Source organism: Janthinobacterium sp. Ant5-2-1 (assembly GCF_001445815.1).
GTDB classification, from domain to species: domain Bacteria; phylum Pseudomonadota; class Gammaproteobacteria; order Burkholderiales; family Burkholderiaceae_D; genus Janthinobacterium; species Janthinobacterium lividum_E.
Genome location: NZ_LNCE01000010.1, coordinates 172375 through 189463 on the forward strand (window position 1 = coordinate 172375; position 17089 = coordinate 189463).

16 protein-coding genes are annotated in these 17089 nt (G+C 64.4%); 14 read left to right on the forward strand and 2 right to left on the reverse strand.

What is annotated here, in order from left to right; translation table 11 throughout:
* The first annotated feature begins 134 nt into the window (after nt 1–134).
* The 8 genes from ASN89_RS03485 to ASN89_RS03520 all read left to right on the forward strand — a co-directional run bounded on the left by ASN89_RS03485 (nt 135) and on the right by ASN89_RS03520 (nt 9652).
* Complete coding sequence (locus tag ASN89_RS03485) at nt 135–644, forward strand: sigma-70 family RNA polymerase sigma factor (RefSeq protein WP_058048287.1); 510 nt, start codon at nt 135–137, stop codon at nt 642–644.
* Nucleotides 641–1633 (forward strand): FecR domain-containing protein, encoded by a 993-nt coding sequence (locus tag ASN89_RS03490; protein WP_058048288.1) that lies wholly within the window; start codon nt 641–643, stop codon nt 1631–1633. The genes ASN89_RS03485 and ASN89_RS03490 overlap by 4 nt, the downstream gene beginning before the upstream one ends.
* 111 nt (nt 1634–1744) lie before the next feature.
* Nucleotides 1745–3943: a TonB-dependent siderophore receptor gene (locus ASN89_RS03495; RefSeq protein ID WP_161911729.1), complete on the forward strand. Its 2199-nt coding sequence runs from the start codon at nt 1745–1747 to the stop codon at nt 3941–3943.
* Nucleotides 3944–4053: 110 nt separating this feature from the next.
* Nucleotides 4054–4335 carry a hypothetical protein gene (locus ASN89_RS03500; protein WP_082127733.1) on the forward strand — a complete coding sequence of 94 codons (282 nt, stop codon included), beginning with the start codon at nt 4054–4056 and terminating at the stop codon, nt 4333–4335.
* On the forward strand, nt 4332–6035 hold the full coding sequence (locus ASN89_RS03505) for a PepSY-associated TM helix domain-containing protein (protein WP_058048290.1): 1704 nt from the start codon (nt 4332–4334) through the stop codon (nt 6033–6035). The genes ASN89_RS03500 and ASN89_RS03505 overlap by 4 nt, the downstream gene beginning before the upstream one ends.
* Nucleotides 6032–6373 carry a DUF3325 domain-containing protein gene (locus tag ASN89_RS03510; RefSeq protein ID WP_058048291.1) on the forward strand — a complete coding sequence of 114 codons (342 nt, stop codon included), beginning with the start codon at nt 6032–6034 and terminating at the stop codon, nt 6371–6373. Before ASN89_RS03505 ends, ASN89_RS03510 begins: the two co-directional genes overlap by 4 nt.
* A gap of 91 nt (nt 6374–6464) precedes the next feature.
* Nucleotides 6465–7652, forward strand: coding sequence for an efflux RND transporter periplasmic adaptor subunit (locus ASN89_RS03515; RefSeq protein WP_058048292.1), 1188 nt, complete (start codon nt 6465–6467; stop codon nt 7650–7652).
* A 5-nt stretch (nt 7653–7657) separates the two neighbouring features.
* Nucleotides 7658–9652, forward strand: coding sequence for a MacB family efflux pump subunit (locus ASN89_RS03520; RefSeq protein ID WP_058048293.1), 1995 nt, complete (start codon nt 7658–7660; stop codon nt 9650–9652).
* A gap of 89 nt (nt 9653–9741) precedes the next feature.
* Here the strand turns inward: ASN89_RS03520 and ASN89_RS03525 are convergent, their stop codons facing one another.
* Entirely contained in the window at nt 9742–10944 is a 1203-nt protein-coding gene (locus tag ASN89_RS03525) for an MFS transporter (protein WP_058048294.1), read from the reverse strand.
* Nucleotides 10945–11077: 133 nt separating this feature from the next.
* Here ASN89_RS03525 and ASN89_RS03530 point away from each other — a divergent pair, with 133 nt between their 5' ends.
* Both ASN89_RS03530 and ASN89_RS03535 read left to right on the forward strand, forming a co-directional pair.
* Nucleotides 11078–11965, forward strand: a complete 888-nt coding sequence (locus tag ASN89_RS03530) for a LysR family transcriptional regulator (protein ID WP_058048295.1) — start codon at nt 11078–11080, stop codon at nt 11963–11965.
* Between the two features lie 176 nt (nt 11966–12141).
* Nucleotides 12142–13131 carry an ABC transporter substrate-binding protein gene (locus ASN89_RS03535; protein ID WP_409929618.1) on the forward strand — a complete coding sequence of 330 codons (990 nt, stop codon included), beginning with the start codon at nt 12142–12144 and terminating at the stop codon, nt 13129–13131.
* Between the two features lie 68 nt (nt 13132–13199).
* On the opposite strand, the gene ASN89_RS03540 is transcribed toward ASN89_RS03535, so the two are convergent.
* Nucleotides 13200–13739, reverse strand: coding sequence for a hypothetical protein (locus ASN89_RS03540; protein WP_058048296.1), 540 nt, complete (start codon nt 13737–13739; stop codon nt 13200–13202).
* A 331-nt stretch (nt 13740–14070) separates the two neighbouring features.
* Here ASN89_RS03540 and ASN89_RS03545 point away from each other — a divergent pair, with 331 nt between their 5' ends.
* The 4 genes from ASN89_RS03545 to ampD all read left to right on the forward strand — a co-directional run bounded on the left by ASN89_RS03545 (nt 14071) and on the right by ampD (nt 16919).
* Nucleotides 14071–14874, forward strand: a complete 804-nt coding sequence (locus ASN89_RS03545; RefSeq protein ID WP_058048297.1) for an inner membrane protein YpjD — start codon at nt 14071–14073, stop codon at nt 14872–14874.
* Nucleotides 14871–15131 (forward strand): PP0621 family protein, encoded by a 261-nt coding sequence (locus ASN89_RS03550; protein ID WP_034746591.1) that lies wholly within the window; start codon nt 14871–14873, stop codon nt 15129–15131. Before ASN89_RS03545 ends, ASN89_RS03550 begins: the two co-directional genes overlap by 4 nt.
* Before the next feature lie 119 nt (nt 15132–15250).
* Nucleotides 15251–16330, forward strand: coding sequence for a sigma 54-interacting transcriptional regulator (locus ASN89_RS03555; RefSeq protein ID WP_058048298.1), 1080 nt, complete (start codon nt 15251–15253; stop codon nt 16328–16330).
* Nucleotides 16308–16919 carry a 1,6-anhydro-N-acetylmuramyl-L-alanine amidase AmpD gene (gene ampD / locus ASN89_RS03560; RefSeq protein ID WP_058048299.1) on the forward strand — a complete coding sequence of 204 codons (612 nt, stop codon included), beginning with the start codon at nt 16308–16310 and terminating at the stop codon, nt 16917–16919. Before ASN89_RS03555 ends, ampD begins: the two co-directional genes overlap by 23 nt.
* The last annotated feature ends 170 nt before the right edge of the window (nt 16920–17089 follow it).

Below are 17089 nucleotides of genomic sequence, written 5' to 3' on the forward strand. Positions count from 1 at the left end.
CGGTTGGCCGGCGTTTGAATTAGTTGGTATTTCTGGCAATGCCGCGATTGCATGAATGGCAGTAACGCGGTTAGAATGAGAATAATTCTTATTTACATTCTCGGGCGCCGCACGCCCGGGCGGAAAGGGATGCCATGTCGGCCGCCGATTTTGCACAGCAACAAGACCTGCACGCGCTCTACAGCAGCCATCACGGCTGGCTGCAGGGCTGGCTGCGGCATAAGCTGGGCAATGCGGGCGAGGCGGCGGACCTGGCGCAAGACACCTTCGTCAGCGTGCTGACGGCCGATACCGCGCCGCAGATCCGTGAAGCGCGGCCTTTTCTCGCCACCATCGCGCGCCGCCTGGTGGCGCATCGCCACCGCCGGCAAGTGCTGGAAGACGCCTATCTGGAAGCGCTGGCCTGCCTGCCGCCCGAAGTGGCGCCCGCGCCGGAAGAGCGGCTGCTGGCGCTGGAAGCCTTGCAGGAAATCGACCAGGCCCTGGCTGGCTTGCCCGCGCCCGTGCGCACGGCGTTCCTTATGGCGCAACTGGAAGGACTCAGCTATGCCGAGATCGCCGCGCGCCTGAAGGTGTCGGCCAGCTCGGTCAAGCAATACCTGACGCGCGCCAACCGCCAGGTGTTTTTCTCGCTGCCGGCATGAGCAAGGTGGGCAATGCTGCGGCCCCGGCGGCCATCCGCGAGGACGTGCAGCAGCAGGCGGCCGAATGGCTGACCATGCTGATGTCGGGCGAGATAGACGCGGCGCAACAGGCCGCCTGGCAGCGCTGGCGCGAGGCGGATCCGGAACATGAGCGGGCCTGGCGGCATATCGAAGCCGTGTCGCAGCGCTTCAACGGCTTGCACCGCGGTGCGGCCGCGCAGGCGCTGGCTGGCACGCAGCAGAAAGCCGTCAACGGCAAGCGGCGCCAGTTGCTGGCGTGGCTGGGCGTGGCGGCCGGCGGCGGCATGCTGGCCGCGCAGACGGATGCCTGGGATGGCGTGCGCGTCCTGCGCGCCGACTACCGCACGGCCACGGGCGAGCGGCGCGAGGTGGCGCTGGACGACGGCAGTGTGCTCAGCCTGAATACGGGATCGGCCGTGAACGTGCGTTTCGATGCCAGCCGCCGCCTGATCGAGCTGCTGGCCGGCGAAATCCTCGTCACCAGCGGCCATGGCGCCGGCAGCGGCGCGCCTTTGGTGGTGGCCACGCGCGAAGGCATGGTGCGCGCGCTGGGCACGCGCTTTGCCGTGCGCCAGCAAGATGACTACAGCACCGTGGACGTGTTTGACAGCGCCGTTGAAATCCGTCCCCGCGACGGCGGCGGCGCACCCCTGCTGCTGGAGGCCGGGCACGGCGTGGCATTTTCCCGCCATGCGCTGGACGCGCCGCACGCCCTCGGTGCGTATGCGGACGCCTGGTCGCGCGGGCAGCTGATCGTCGATGACGTGACCCTGGGCGATTTCCTGGCCGACCTGGCCCGCTACCGCCCCGGCGTGATCGACTGCGCACCGGCCGTGGCTCAGCTGCGCCTGTCGGGCGTGTTCCCGCTGGCCGACACGCAGCGCATTTTGAACATGCTGCCCAATTCCCTGCCGGTGCAGGTGCGCAGCCGCACGCGCTACTGGGTGACGGTCGAACCGGCCCCGTAGTACTCCACAAAAAATATTTGCAGTCGGACTGCCCGTTTTTCGTTTTCGCGGCACCTACAGAGTAGGGCGCCTGTTTTTCACCGTCTGATGACGCCACTATCAGGAACTTGCATGTCGCACGCTTTGAATTTTGTCAGTTTGCTATCACCTCACTCCGCATTGCGTCCGCTGGCGCAAGCGGCGGCGGCCCTGTGCCTGGCCGCCAGCCTGCCGGCCATCGCGCAGCAGGCGCCAGCCACTCCCGCCACCGAACAGACCATGCTTAGCGTGTCCGTGACGGCGGGGCGCGATGCGACAACAGAGGGCAGCGGCTCGTATACGACGGGCGTGAGCAATACGGCAACCAAGCTGAACCTGTCGCTGCGCGAGACGCCGCAGTCGGTCAGCGTGCTGACGCGCCAGCAGATCGACGACCTGGGCATCACGACCCTGGACGACGCGGTGCAGTCGATCACGGGCCTGGTCATGCAAAAGGGTAACTTTACGGGCGATTCGGGCAGTTTCAGCGCACGCGGCTTTCCAATCGACAACATCCTGTTCGATGGCTTGCCCACCAGCCTGGGCGCGAACGGCACCTTCAATGGCGACAATGACGACCTGGCCATCTATGACCGCATCGAGGTGGTGCGCGGCGCCACGGGCTTGATGACGGGCAGCGGCACGCCCAGCGCGGCCATCAACATGGTGCGCAAGCGCCCGACGGCCACGCCGCAAGCCACGTTTTCAGCCAGCGTGGGCAGCTGGAGCAACTACCGCCTGGAAGCCGATGCGGCCAATGCGCTCAACGAAGCGAAAACCCTGCACGGGCGCATCGTCGTGACGGTGCAGGACAAGAAGGATTTTGTCGACGTGCTGCATGGCCGCAATCACCAGCTGTACGGCATCATCGAAGCGGACCTGCGCCCCGACACCACCTTGACCGTGGGCGCGCACTACCGCAAGACGGACAACGACGGCGTCGCGACGGGCGTGGTGACGGCCGCCGACGGCCGCTTCCTGGATTTGCCCCGCTCGACCTATCTGGGCAGCGATTTCGACGACTGGCGCCAGACGGACAAGACCATCTTCGCCGAACTGGAACACCGCTTTGCCAATGGCTGGAAGGCCAAGCTGGCCGCCACGCGCAAGACGCCCGAGATCGACACGACGTTTTCCGGCATCAACCGCCGCGGCGACACCCTGCGCTTCAATTCGCAAAGCTACCGCGCCGAGCTGGCCAACACCAGCTATGACGCGTATGCGAGCGGCAGCTACAGCCTGTTCGGCCGCCAGCACGAGCTGACCGTCGGCGCCAGCCACCGCCGCTCGTCGAAAAACAGCTATGGCGGCTGGGCACCGTACAGCTGGGGCGCGGCGGCGCCCGTGCTCGACCCGTTCCACTGGGATGCGGGCAGCGTGGGGCGCCCCGTCATCAATTACGCGCAGTGGCGCACGGCCAGCATCACCGAGCAAAGCGGCGTGTATGCGGGCACGCGCATGCGCCTGGCCGACCCGCTGTCGCTGGTGCTGGGCGGGCGAGTGAGCTGGTACAAGGACGATGCCGGCTACTCGGTGGCGCGCGAATTCACGCCGTACGCCGGTGTCGTGTATGACCTCGACAAGCAGCATTCCGTGTACGCCAGCTGGACGGAAATCTTCCAGCCGCAGGCGGCCACCGACGCCCATGCGCAGCCATTGAAGCCGATCAGCGGCACCAACTATGAAGCGGGCGTGAAGGGTGAATACTTTGGCGGCGTCCTCAATGCCAGCGCGGCCGTGTTCCAGATCCGCCAGCAAAACCGTGGCGTGGACGACCTGGCCGGCCCGAACCCCTGCCCGGGCAGCACGTGGGGCTATTGCCAGCGCGCGTCGGGCGAAGTGCGCAGCGAAGGCGTGGAACTGGACGTGGCGGGCGCGCTGACGCCGGACTGGCAGCTGTCGGCCGGTTTTACCTATGTGAAGGCGCAATTCAAGCGCGACAGCGATCCGGCCAATATCGGCAAGGATTTCAACAGCCGCTATCCGCGCCAGCAGCTCAAGCTGGCCACCAGCTACCGCCTGTCCGGCGCGGCGCAGGGCTGGCGCGTCGGCGCCTCGGTGTACGGGCAAGGCGCGACCGAGTCGAACGACGGCACCTATCATCTGCGCCAGGGTCGTTACGCGATCGTGGGCTTGAACGCGGCGTGGCAGATCGACAGCCGCGCCGAGCTGCGACTGAACGTGAACAATGCGCTCGACAAGCACTATTACCAGAGCATCTATTCCGATGTCTTCGGCAACATGGTGGGCGCGCCGCGCAACCTGATGCTGACCTTGAACTACAAACTGTAAATAACCGCTTTTGAATGATCTATCTTGATGAAGGATGCATGGCTTATGGAAGTGCAGTTGAATCTGGCCCGCGACGGTGTGAGCCAGCGTATGCCACAGGGAGCGCCGCGATGATGAAATCGGCCCACATGATGTTGTTCTCGCGCGTGCTCGCCGCCATCTTTGGCGGCTATGCACTGACGTCCGGCGTGGCCGTGCTGCTGTCGGCCGTGCTGCCGCTGTCGCGCGCCGAAGCCGTGCTGACGGCCACCCTGAGCGCCTTCGTCGTCTACACCTGCGCCGTGATCTGGGTCTTTGCCGTGCAAGACCTGCGCCGCGCCTGGTTGGGCATGCTGCTGCCGGCCATCGTCTGCGGCGGCCTTGGCCTGCTGCTGTCGCGGGGTGCGGCATGAACGCCGTCAAGGTAGACAAAGTGATCAAGACGCCGCAGCAGGGCGGCTTGCGCCAGGCCATGGCCTGGCTGCACACGTGGAGCGGGCTATGGATTTCGTGGCTGCTGTTCGCCATTTTCCTCACCGGTACCCTGGCCGTCTTCGATGAACCGATCACCCACTGGATGACGCCCGAACATGCACTGGAAGAGGCGGCGCATGCGAACGATCCGCCGCTGCCGAAGGTCACGGACCGTGGACACCGCCTGGAACTGGCGCTCGACTTCATGGCCAAGGAACATCCGAAGGCGGACATGTGGGAAATCTGGCCCGTGCAGCGTCCGGGCCACGGCCTGTCCGCCTACTGGTTCCAGCCCGCCGGCGGCTACGGCTCGGCGGACCTCGATCCGCTGACGGGCGCCGTCATCGAACATGCGCGCGAGGCAACGCAGCGCGACACCATCGGCGGCCATCATTTCGTCGATTTCCACTACGAACTGCACGCGGGACGCATCGGCGTGTGGATCGTCGCCATCACCACCATGATCATGCTGGTGGCGCTGGTGAGCGGCGTCATCACGCACAAGCGCATCTTCAAGGATTTCTTCACCTTCCGCCCGGCCAAGGGCCAGCGTTCGTGGCTCGACGCGCACAACGCGGTGGCCGTGCTGACCTTGCCGTTCCAGTTCATGATCGCCTACACGGGCCTGGCATTTTTTAGCGATGACTATGTGCCGGCCCCCGTGGTGGCGCAATACGGCATGGACAATGCCAAGAAGGCCTTCCTGGCCGACTGGAACGATGTGGGTAAACCCGCGAAGACAGGCCAGCCGCTGGCCATTCCCGCGCTGGAATCGTTCGCGCTGCGCGCCGAGCAGGCCATCGGCCAGGAAATCCGCGCCGTGGTGCTGGACAACCCGAACGACGCCTCCATGCGCGTGTGCATGTACGGCTGGAATGAAGAGACGGACACGATGGAACGCATCAGCGCCAACACGGGCAGGGCCTGCTATGCGCTGGCCACGGGCGAACAGGTCGCCTTGCGCCGGCCCGGCGAGTCGGATACGGGCGGCGCGGGCCTGACGCGCTCCGTCATGTCGAACCTGCACATGGCGGGCTTCGGCGGCACGCCGATGCGCTGGCTGTACTTCTTCTGCGGCCTGGCCGGCACGGCCATGATGGGCACGGGCGCCATCCTGTTCATGGTCAAGCGCCGCCAGAAGTCCGGCGGCGAGTTCGGCGCCTACACGCAGCGCGTGTACCGCATCGTCGCCTGCCTGAACGTGGCGGCGATTGCCGGCCTGTCCATCGCCTGCGTGGGCTTCCTGTGGGCCAACCGCCTGATTCCCATCGGCGTCGAGCACCGCGCCGGCTGGGAAGTGCGCGCCTTCTTCGGCGTGTGGTTTGTGATGCTGGTGCACGCCTGCCTGCGCGCTGAAAAGCGCGCGTGGATCGAACAACTGGGCTTGCTGGCGGCCCTGTGCCTGCTGCTTCCCGTCCTGAATGTACTGAGCACGGGCGACAACCTGGCGGCGCAAATCGCGCGCGGCGACTGGGAAAGCGCCGGCGTGGAACTGGGCGGCATGGCCTTCGGCCTGCTGGCCGCCTGGGGCGCGTGGAAAGTCCATAAGCGCAAGGAAAAACCGGCCAGCAAGGCCGCCGCCAGGGAAAGCGCCGCGCCCACGGCCAGCCTGCAAATCAATACCGAAGGACAGTCATGATCCCTACCATCCTCTGTGCGCTGGGCCTGTCGTATGCGGGCATGGCCAGCCTCTCGCTGGCGATGGACCGCCACCATGGGCAGGTCTGGGGCCGGGATGCGGCGCCGAACGTGCGGCGCGCGCTGCAGCTGGCCGGCACCTTCCTGCTGGCGCTGGCCATCTGGCCCTGCGTGGCCGGCTGGAGCGCTACCGTCGGCGTCGTCGCCTGGCTCGGTTTCATATCGGCCGGTGCGCTGCTGGTGGCCCTGCTGCTGCCGTATGCCCCCCGCTTGCTGTTTCGTAGTTCCCTGCTGGCAGCCGTCGCCGCGCTGGCAGGTCTTGTGACGTTCCTGCAGTGATGTTGACTGCCATTTTCAAGGATAGACCGATGCACTTTTCACGCCTGGCGACACCGATTGATGTTTTGAATGTATTGAAAGCGGCTGCCTGATGGCGGCCCGCCTGCCTACCCGCCGCGCCCGCATCCTGGGCGGCGTGGTCTTGCTGGCGCTGTTCGGCGCCGGCGCATTGTGGGCCACGCGCGGCCCGAAAACCGTGTTCGACACGGCGCCCGTCAAGCGCGGCAATATCGAGGCCAGCGTCACGGCCATCGGCACCCTGCAGTCGCAAACCTATGTCGATGTGGGCGCGCAGGTGTCGGGCCAGATCACGCGTTTGCACGTGCAGCCGGGCAGCGACGTCGATAAAGGCCAGTTGCTGGCCGAGATCGACCCCAGCGTGCAGCAAGCCACGGTCGATGCGGGCCGTGCCGCGCTGGCGGGCTTGCGCGCGCAGCTGGCCGACCAGCAGGCGCAGCACCGCCTGGCGGGCCAGCAGCATGTGCGCCAGAAGCAGATGGCCAAGTTCGATTCGACCCCCTTGGCCGACCTGGAAACGGCCGAAGCCACCCTGGCCTCGGCCGGCGCCAAGATCGACCACCTGAAGGCGCAGATCGACCAGACCCAGGCCAGCCTGAAGGCGGACGAGGCGCGTCTTGGTTACACGCGCATCTACGCGCCGATGGCCGGCAAGGTGGTGGGACTGGACGCGAAAGAAGGGCAAACCCTGAACGCCACGTACCAGACGCCGAACATCCTGCGCATCGCCGACCTGTCGGCCATGACCGTGTGGACGGAAGTGTCGGAAGCGGACGTGCGCCGCGTGCGCCCTGACATGCCCGTGTACTTCACCACCCTGGGCGGCGACCAGCGGCGCTGGAGCGGCAAGGTGCGGCAAGTGCTGCCGGCGCCGCCAGTGCCCGGCGGTTCCGCCGCCGGCACGGCCCTGGCGCCGTCGACCAGCAAGGTGATCCTGTATACAGTGCTGTTCGACGTGGATAACGCCGATGGCGAACTGATGCCGCAGATGACGGCGCAGGTGGTGTTTGTCACGGCGGCGGCGAACAATGTGCTGGCCGTGCCCTTGCCGGCCCTGAAACCGTCGACGGAAGAAGGCGCCAAGCCGGGGCAGTTCACGGCCCGCGTGATGGATGCGGATGGCAAGGTCGATACGCGCGCCGTCACCGTCGGCGTGCGCAACCGCCTCAGCGCGGAAGTGCTGCAAGGCTTGCGCGAAGGTGAGTTGCTGGTCACGGGCGAGCAGCCGGCCGGCAGCGGCAGCAGCAGGTTCCAGCTGTGAGCGCGATGAGCGAGGCCAGGTCGCTGGGACAAGCAGGAGAGCCTGGCCGGGCGGCGCCATTGATTGAACTTGCCGGCATCCGCAAGCGCTACGGCGGCCATGACGGCGCGCCGGCCGTGGAAGTGCTGCGCGGCCTGACCTTGGCTATCGGCGCCGGTGAATTCGTCGCCATCGTGGGCGCCTCCGGTTCCGGCAAGTCGACCCTGATGCATCTTCTTGGATGCCTGGACCGCCCCAGCGACGGCACGTACCGCTTCGCCGGCCAGGACGTGGCCAGCCTGAATCCCGATGAACTGGCGTGGCTGCGGCGCGAAGCGTTCGGCTTCGTCTTCCAGGGTTATCACCTGATCGCCACGGAATCGGCGCGCGAAAACGTGGAAGTGCCGGCCCTGTACGCGGGCATGCCCGCCGCCGCCCGCCATGCGCGCTCGGAAGCGCTGCTCAAGCGCCTGGGCCTCGGCGAACGCCTGGACCACCGGCCGAACCAGTTGTCGGGCGGGCAGCAGCAGCGCGTGTCGATCGCGCGCGCGCTGATGAATGGCGGGCGCATCATCCTCGCCGATGAACCGACGGGGGCGTTAGACAGCAGCAGCGGCGCCGAAGTCATGGCCCTGCTGGGCGAACTGGCCGACGCGGGCCACACCATCATCCTCATTACGCATGACCGCAAGGTGGCGGCCCAGGCGCGCCGCGTGATCGAGATCAGCGATGGCGAAATCGTCGAAGACTCGGGCGCCATCGCCATTTCCGCCATGTCGACGACCTTGCCGCCGCTGGACATGTCGCGCGCCGCCCACGATACCGGTGCGTCGCTGGGCACGGAATTGCTCGACGCGGCGCGCGCGGCCTGGCGCGTGCTGTGGATCAACCGCTTCCGCACGGGCTTGACCCTGCTCGGCATCGTCATCGGCGTCGCTTCCGTGATCGTCATGCTGGCCATCGGCCTGGGCACGCGCCAGCAGGTGATGGCGCAGCTGGGGGCGTTCGGCTCGAACCTGCTGTACATGGCGTCGCGCGGCGAAAGCTCGCGCATTCCCGGGCGCAGCATCACCCTGGCCGACCTCGATGCGCTCAAGGATGTGCCGGGCATTTCCCACGTGTTGCCGAACGTCACGGGCAACAAGGTAATACGCCACGGCAACCTCGACGTGCAGACCTATGTGCGCGGCACGGGGCCGGCCCTGCCGCAGATCCAGACCTGGCCCGTGGCCAAGGGCGGCTTCTTTACGGAGGAAGACGAGCGCGAGATGGCCACCGTGGCCGTGCTGGGCGCGCACCTGGCGGAAAAGCTGATGCCCGACGTGCCCAACCCCGTGGGGCAAAGCATCCTGATCGGCAACGTGCCGTTCCAGGTGATCGGCGTGATGAGCGCGAAGGGCGCGCTGACGGGCGAGAAGGATGAAGACGACGTGCTGCTGCTGCCGTTTTCCACGGCCGGCATCCGCGTCTTCGGCCAGCGCGAGCCCACGTACACCGTCATGGCGGTGGACGACGTCAAGCGCGTGACGGAGGTGGAGGCGGCAGTCGACGCCACCATGTTCGAGCGCCACCGCATCCGCGACTACGGCATCAGCAACGCGGCCGCGTCGATCGCCGCCGAAGCGAAGACGCAGGACAACATGACCATGATGCTCAGCCTGATCGCGGCCGTCTCGCTGGTGGTGGGCGGCATCGGCGTCATGAACGTGATGCTGATGACGGTGCGCGAGCGCACGCGCGAAATCGGCATCCGCATGGCGACGGGCGCGCGCCGGCGCGACATCCTGCGCCAGTTCCTCACCGAAGCCGTGCTGGTGTCGGTGGTGGGCGGCGTGGCCGGCATCGTGGTCGGCGTGACGGTGGCCGGCCTGCTGCTGGTCTGGGACGTGCCGGTGATCTTTTCGCTCAGCGCCATCGCCGGTGCGTTTGCCTGCGCCGTGGTGACGGGGCTGGTGTTTGGCTTCATGCCGGCGCGCAAGGCGTCGGGACTCGATCCGGTCGTGGCGCTGGCTGGCCAGTAAGCCGGCTGTTGTAAGAACGCCGGCGCAGTGCCTGCCATCGCGGCCAGGCATGGCGCCGGCGTCAAGGGCGAGCTGCCGGGCCACACGTATCAACCTCGGCTTTCACTCCAGCTTGCCAGCGCCTTGTTCATGGCGAAGACTGTCGCCAGCAACGAGACGGCGAGAAAGCCGATAACGGTCCACGCGAACGACGCCACGTCTGACCGGTCAAGCAAAATGCCGCCGACAACGCCGCCGCTGGCCACCGCCGTGTTCCAGCCCGTCGTGTACATCGATTGCGCCACATCAACCGACTCGCCGGCAAAGCGGGACAATGCCGTTTGAGTGATGGTCGCAAAGCCGCCCACAGCGAGGCCCCATACCGCCACGGAGGGGTAGACCACCTGCGACAGGTCGCCCCAAAGACCCAGCAGCGCGGATGCGACGGCGAAGACCATGACGCTTGCCACGGCAAGAAACTGCAGCCGCCTATCGACCATCGCACCGACGACCCATAGGCCGATGATCGAACCGAGTCCGAAGACGAACAGGACGGTCTCCACGTTCGCCGACAAGCCCGAAGGCGCGAGCAATGGCTCGATATAGATGTAGAGAATGTTGTGGGCGACAACGAAGGTGAAGACAACGAACAGCACGGCGCGAATGCCGGTCTTGAAAAATATGCTGGAAAGCGCTTGGCGTTGCCCCTTGCTCTGGCCAGGAAAGTCGGGGACGATGGCAATGATCCACACCATGAGCAAAAGTGCCAGGGCGCTCATCAGGCCAAACGCGCCTTGCCAGCCGATGGCGCGGCCAAGCAGCGCTCCCAGCGGTACACCGAGCACCAAGGCGATGGTCGCGCCGGCACCGGATATCGCAATCGCCCGTCCGCCGAGATGAGACGGCGACATGCGCACCGCATAGCCAGCCAGGAGCGTCCAGACGATTCCGCCGAAGACACCGGCGAAGAAGCGCGCCACCAGAGAGACGCCATAGCTATCGGACAGCGCGGTGACGAGATTGACAAGCGCAAAGCCGAAGATCGCCGTCAATAGCAATGGACGCCGCCGCATGCCTTGCGTAAGCATGGTGACCGGAATCGCCGCGACCAGCGCGCCGACTGCGTAGGCGGTAATGAACTGGCCTGCCAGGCTGTCAGAGACGCTCAAGCCTTGCGCAATGGAAGAAAGCAGGCCGGCGGGCATGATCTCGGTCAGCAAGGTGACAAAAGCTGCCATTGCCAAGGCAAGCAGTCCGCCCAAGGGCAATCGCTCGGCGCTCTTGTGTCGAGCAGATGTTGTTGTCTGATGCATAAACTAGGTTCCTCAAGTTGAAGTCATTCTGGTGTGGAGTATCAGTACGCATGCTGCCTGCTGACCAACAAAAGAAAAATAGGCTACAGTGAACAATATATGTGACATAGCAGTCATTAATCGACGGGCTTCAATGGAAAATCTTGGTTCTCTCGACCTCTTTGTACGTGCGGGGGAGGCCCGCAGCTTCACTGCGGCCGGGCAGCAGCTGGGCATTTCCGCATCCGCCGTCAGCAAGGCCATCGCGCGGCTGGAAGAACGCCTGGGGGTTCGTCTGTTTCACCGCTCCACGCGCACCATCAGCCTGACATCGGAAGGCGCGTTGTTCCTGGAGCGCTGCCGCCGTATCCTTTGCGAGGTGGAGCTGGCCGAAGCCGAACTCTTGCAGACGCAAAGCGCCCCGCATGGCAAGCTGCGCATCAGTCTGCCATCGCTCGGCACCGTGTTCATGCCCAAGCTGGCGGCCTTCCAGCGGTGCTATCCCGCTGTCGCGCTGGACATCGACTGCTCGGATCGCCTGGTGGACGTGATCGAAGAAGGCTACGATGCCGTGATCCGTACCGGAGAACCCAGCGATTCCCGCTTGATGGCACGCACGCTGGGCGTCTATCGACGAGTCATCGTCGGCGCTCCCGGCTATTTCCAGCGGGCTGGACTTCCGCAGCACCCTGAAGACCTGGCCAGCCACGCCTGCCTGCTGTACCGCTATCCCACGACGGGCAAAATGGACGCATGGCCGTTGAGCAGGAACGGTCAGCCCCTTTCCATGGATTTGCCGGGCAGCATGGTAACGAATTCGCTGGACCCGCAGATCTGCTTTGCCGAACAAGGCCTCGGTATTGCCTGCGTGCCTGACATCGCCGTGCGTCGTCAGCTGGACGACGGCCGGCTCGTCACTGTGCTGGACGAATACAACCAGGACCGCACCACATTCCGCATATTGTGGCCTTCCAGCAAACATCTGTCGCCGAAGCTCAGGGTGTTCGTGGACTTCATCGCGCAGAACTTGTTTCCGCTTTGACAGTGGGCATTGCGTGATGTGCAGTGCTTTATGTATGCCGTCATACTGGGCATATATTGCATAGTGAAATAAAAAAGATTGCTCCTGGCTTAACACACGGTACTATCTCCCCATAATAAAAAAGCAGTGTTTCACGTGCCCTTGCGGGCACACACCAACCACCACAGGAGAACCCGATGCAGAAAAAATCAACTTTGAAGACCGGTATCGCCGCCGCCCTCATGCTGGCCTTCGGCATGGGCGCCGTGCAGGCGCAGGCGCAGGAAGTCGTGCGCCTGGGTAATTTGAAATTCGCCCATTACGGCGCCGTGTCGTACATCAAGGAAATCGCGCCCAAGTGCGGCATCAAGGTCGAAGAGCATATCTTCGCCAAGGGCCTCGACGTGATGCAGGCGATTATCGCGGGCGAGCTGGACGTGGGCGCGACGGCGTCCGAAGCAGCCATTTCCGGCCGCGCCGGCGGTGCGCCGATCTATGTGGTGGCCGGTTTTGCCAAGGGCGGCGCGCGCCTGGTGGGCGGGGCGGGGCAAAAGATTACCAGTGTCAAGGAACTCAAGGGCAAGCGCGTGGGCGTGACGCGCGGCGGCATCCAGGAAGTGCTGCTGCTGGCCGAGCTGTCGCAGGCGGGCCTGACGTATTCGGAAACCAAGGGCAAGGACGTGCAGCTGGTATTTCTCGCCTATGCCGACTTGAATCAGGCGCTGATGGGCAAGAATATCGACGCCATGATGCAGTCCGAGCCGCAGTCATCGCAGGCGATCAACAAGGGTTTCGGCACCGAAGTCATCAAACCGTACGATACGCCGATCGGCGAACCCGTGCGGACCATGGTGATGACGGAAAAGTTCTACAAGGAACGCCGTCCCGTGGCGGAAAAGTTCATGCGCTGCTTCGTCGAAGCCACCAAGACCTTTATCGACAACAAGGCGACGGCGGAAAAATATGTGCGCGAAGTCGTGTTCCGCGGCCAGATCACGAAGGATGACTTCGACGACGCGATCAGCAATTCGCCGTATTCGTACGACATCTCGCCCGAGCATATCCAGATCACCACGGACGTGATGGTGAAAACGGGCGTGGGCCGCATGACGAAGCCGCCCGTGGCCAAGGACTGGGTCAAGACGGACTTGCTGGAGCAGGCGAAAAAGAGCCTGAACGTGAAGTAAATCAGACAGCCATGAAAAAAACCTCCGCACCAGCGATGGCGCGGAGGTTTTTTTGTGAAGGAGTGGCTTTAGCGGGCGTTAAAACCCATCCAGCCTTTTTCCGTCTGGCGGAAGCTCAGCGTGTAGATGCGGGTCAGTTCATCGCCTTTCTTCAGCTGGCGGCTGATGATGGCGCCGTAATTGTCTTGCACGATCTGGTCCGACCATTGCATCAGGTTGTCGAAACGCTCGGCCGTCATCGCCGCCTGGCGCGCCAGCAGTGGTGCGGGAATCGCCTTCTTTTCCTGCTGCTGCACCCAGAAGTCGCGGAAGACCTTGTTTTCGCCGTTCATGCCGCGCGCCATCAGGCCCAGGCCCATGGTCATGCCCACGGAGCCATCCGTCTTTGCCTGCGCCTCGAGCTTGTCGGCCACGTCGGCCAGCAATTCCAGGTAGCCCACCTTGGCGCGCAGCACGGCCGAGCCCTTGATTTCATACTGTTCGTTCTCTTTCCAGCCGTTGAGCTTTTCCAGCTTCGCGATGTCGAAGTACTCCTTGTACAGGTCATAGCTCTGGACGGATGTGCGGAAATACTCTTCGTACGTGGATTGGGAAGGCGCATCTTTCATGCAGCCGCTTAATATAGTGCAGGCGGCCAGCAGGAGACAGGTCCAGGACATTTTTTTGAAAGAGAACATGGCGGTGGGGGCGAGTGGCGAAAGGTGAAAGATTGTTGCTCTATGGACATAATTATAGGACTGCCTCATCCAGATGGCAACGTGCCTGCGGCGCGGCGGCAGTGCGCCGCAGGAAAGATTGCCGAAATCTTGAGGCTGCGCCACCCCGCCGCGGCCGAGGCGCGATATCATGGCAGGCTTGCGGTATCGGCTGGCGGCAAATTGCCCACGGCCCATACTGCCGCTTGAATCGCGCTTGCCGGCTATGGTGTAAACTTAAACTATGCAGATCTATTTCTTTTTCATCGCCGCCCTGTTGTACGCGGCGTGCGCAGTGCTTCCCTCGTCCCGTGCCCGGCTCATTGCCGGCCTGACCGGCGCCGCCTGGCTGGCGCACGCCGCCACCCTGTGGTTCGACCTGATGGCGCCGGGCACCTTGCGCTTTGGTTTTTCCGCCATGCTGTCGGCCGCGCTGTGGGTTTCGGTGGGCGCCTACTGGATAGAGAACCGCAATTTCAGCCTGGATGGCCTGCGCCGCATGGTCATGCCCAGCGCCGTCCTCGCCATCGGCCTGGCCTGGGCCTTCCCTGGCAGCCAGGTCAGCATGGAAGGCAAGTCGGCCGTCTTCGGCTGGCATATTGCCGTGGCCGTGCTCGCCTACAGCACCTTGACGATTGCCGCCTTTCACGCCGTGCTGATGGCGCTGCAGGAATCGCGCTTGCATACGCGCAGCGAAAGCCGTGGCTTCATCGGCACGGCGCTGGACCAGCTGCCAGCCTTATTGACGATGGAAAAGCTGCTGTTCCGCATGATTGGCCTGGGATTTATTTTGCTCAGTCTGACCGTGCTGTCGGGCATCGTGTTTTCTGAGCAACTGTTTGGCAAGGCGCTCAACTGGGATCACAAATCCGTGTTTACCATGCTGTCGTGGCTGCTGTTTGCCTCGCTGCTGGCAGGCCGGCGCTTTCGCGGCTGGCGCGGCAAGACGGCCCTGAGCTTTACCCTGGCCGGTTTCGCCACCTTGCTGCTGGCCTATGTCGGCAGCCGTTTTGTACTGGAAGTGGTTTTACACCGAGGATTCGCATGACACGTGTTTTATTCTGGCTGGCGCTGGTGTTCCTGGTGCTGTTTGCGATCCGCAGCAAGATCCGTGGCATGCAGCAGCGCGCCCGCGCGCAGCAGCAACAGCAGCCGAATCCGTTTGCGCCGCCCGGCCGGCCGCAGGAATTGCCTGATGCCGAGCTGATGCTGTGCTGCGCCCATTGCGGCGTGTATTACCCGGCCTCGGAAAACGTGCAGGCCAAGGGCCACGATTACTGCAGCCACGCGCACGCCACCTTGTAAGGGCAGGCCGGCAGGTTCGCGCGCGTTGCTCATCCGTATCGTAACGTCCTCCGGCCTCCGTCCGGCGTAGCATCTGCATGAGGCGGTTCGTCGCCGCCATTGCGGAAAGGCGCGCTTCCATGTCCCGTCCCAATCCTGGTCCGGATACCGTGACCGCCACCGGCATGCCGCCGGCGCCGCAACTGAGCGGCAACTCGCTGCCCATGCAGGCGCTGCGCGCGCAGATCGGCCGCATCGCCCGCTGTGGCGCGCCGGTGGCCATCCGCGGCGAATCGGGCACGGGCAAGGAACTGGCGGCGCGCGCCATCCATGCCCAGGGCGCGCGCGCCAGCTTCCCGTTTATCGCCGTCAACTGCGGCGCCATTCCCGAAGCGCTGATGGAAGCGGAATTCTTCGGCTGCCGCCCGGGCGCCTATACGGGCGCGCTGCACGAACGCCAGGGCTTGTTCCAGGCGGCCCACGGCGGCAGCCTGCTGCTCGACGAAGTCGACGATCTGCCGCTGGCCATGCAGGTAAAGCTGTTGCGCGTGCTGCAGGAGCACCGCGTGCGCAAGCTGGGCGGCAGTAGCGACGAAGCCGTCGACGTGCGCATCCTGTGCGCGAGCCAGCATGGCCTGGCGCGGGGCGTGGCCGCCGGCACATTCCGCCAGGACCTGTTTTACCGCCTGAATGTGATCGAGCTGGTGTTGCCGCCGCTGCGCGAGCGGCGCGGCGATCTGCAGGTATTATGTGAGGTGATTCTCGCGCGCCTGTCGCCACGCCGGACCGTGAGTCTGGCGCCGCCCGTTCTGGCGGCCCTGGCCGCGCATGCGTTTCCCGGCAATGTGCGTGAACTGGAAAACGTGCTGGAGCGGGCGCTGGCCTTTGCCGACGGCGGCGTGATCGCGCTCGACGGGCTGGTCTTGCCATCGGCGGCGGGCGACATGCCGTTGCGGGCGCCGCCGCCATTGCCGGACTTGCCGGAACGGCAACTGTGCCTGCCAGGCATGGCCGCGCATGGCGTGGCCCCCGTCCTGCCGCTGGACGTGTATTTGCGCCAGGCCGAGCGCGACATGATCATGCTGGCGCTGGCACAGGCGCGCTACCACCGCGCACGGGCGGCGCGCCAGCTGGGCCTGAGCGTGCGCCAGTTGCGTTACCGCATGCAGAAATTGACGATACAGGAAGCTTTACTTGATGAGCGGATGGACGATAGATGAAGACGGCTGGTGCGACGGCGCGCTGCGCTATGACTCGCCGCACCACGATGCGCGCCCGGACGGTGCGCAAGTCGACTTGCTGGTGATTCATAACATCAGCTTGCCGGGCGGCCACTTTGGCGGGCCGCATGTGTCGGACTTGTTTACGGGCCGGGTAGATTATAATGCCGATCCTTCTTTCGCCGACCTGCGTGGCTTGCAGGTGTCGGCGCACTTTTTTGTGCGGCGTGATGGTGCGTTGTTGCAATATGTTTCTACTGATCAACGTGCCTGGCATGCGGGCGCGTCCATGTTCGAAGGACGCCCGCAGTGCAATGGCTATTCCATCGGTATCGAAATGGAAGGCGCAGATGACGTGCCCTTCCAGCAGCGGCAATACCATGTGCTGGCGGCAGTGACGGCGGCGCTGGTGGCGCGCTACGGGCTGTCCCAGGTGCGCGGGCACGAGCATATCGCGCCGGGGAGGAAGACGGATCCGGGGCCATTTTTCGACTGGCATTTTTACCAAGTATGCTGGCTGGAAACCCTGCGCGGGCAGCCTGCGTTAGCGCTTACTTCGCGGGGATTGGGCTTTCCATCCATGCCCTGAAAAGTCAACCGAAATCGTATATGACAATACAAAAAATTACGCCAACGGATGCCGGAAAACTATTGCATCACCCTCCGATGGCTACTACAATTAGTGCAGAAGTTGGATGTAAAGACTATATCTAGTGCCATCACAGACGTTTTCAGAATTATTGTCAAAGCTACCCGGAT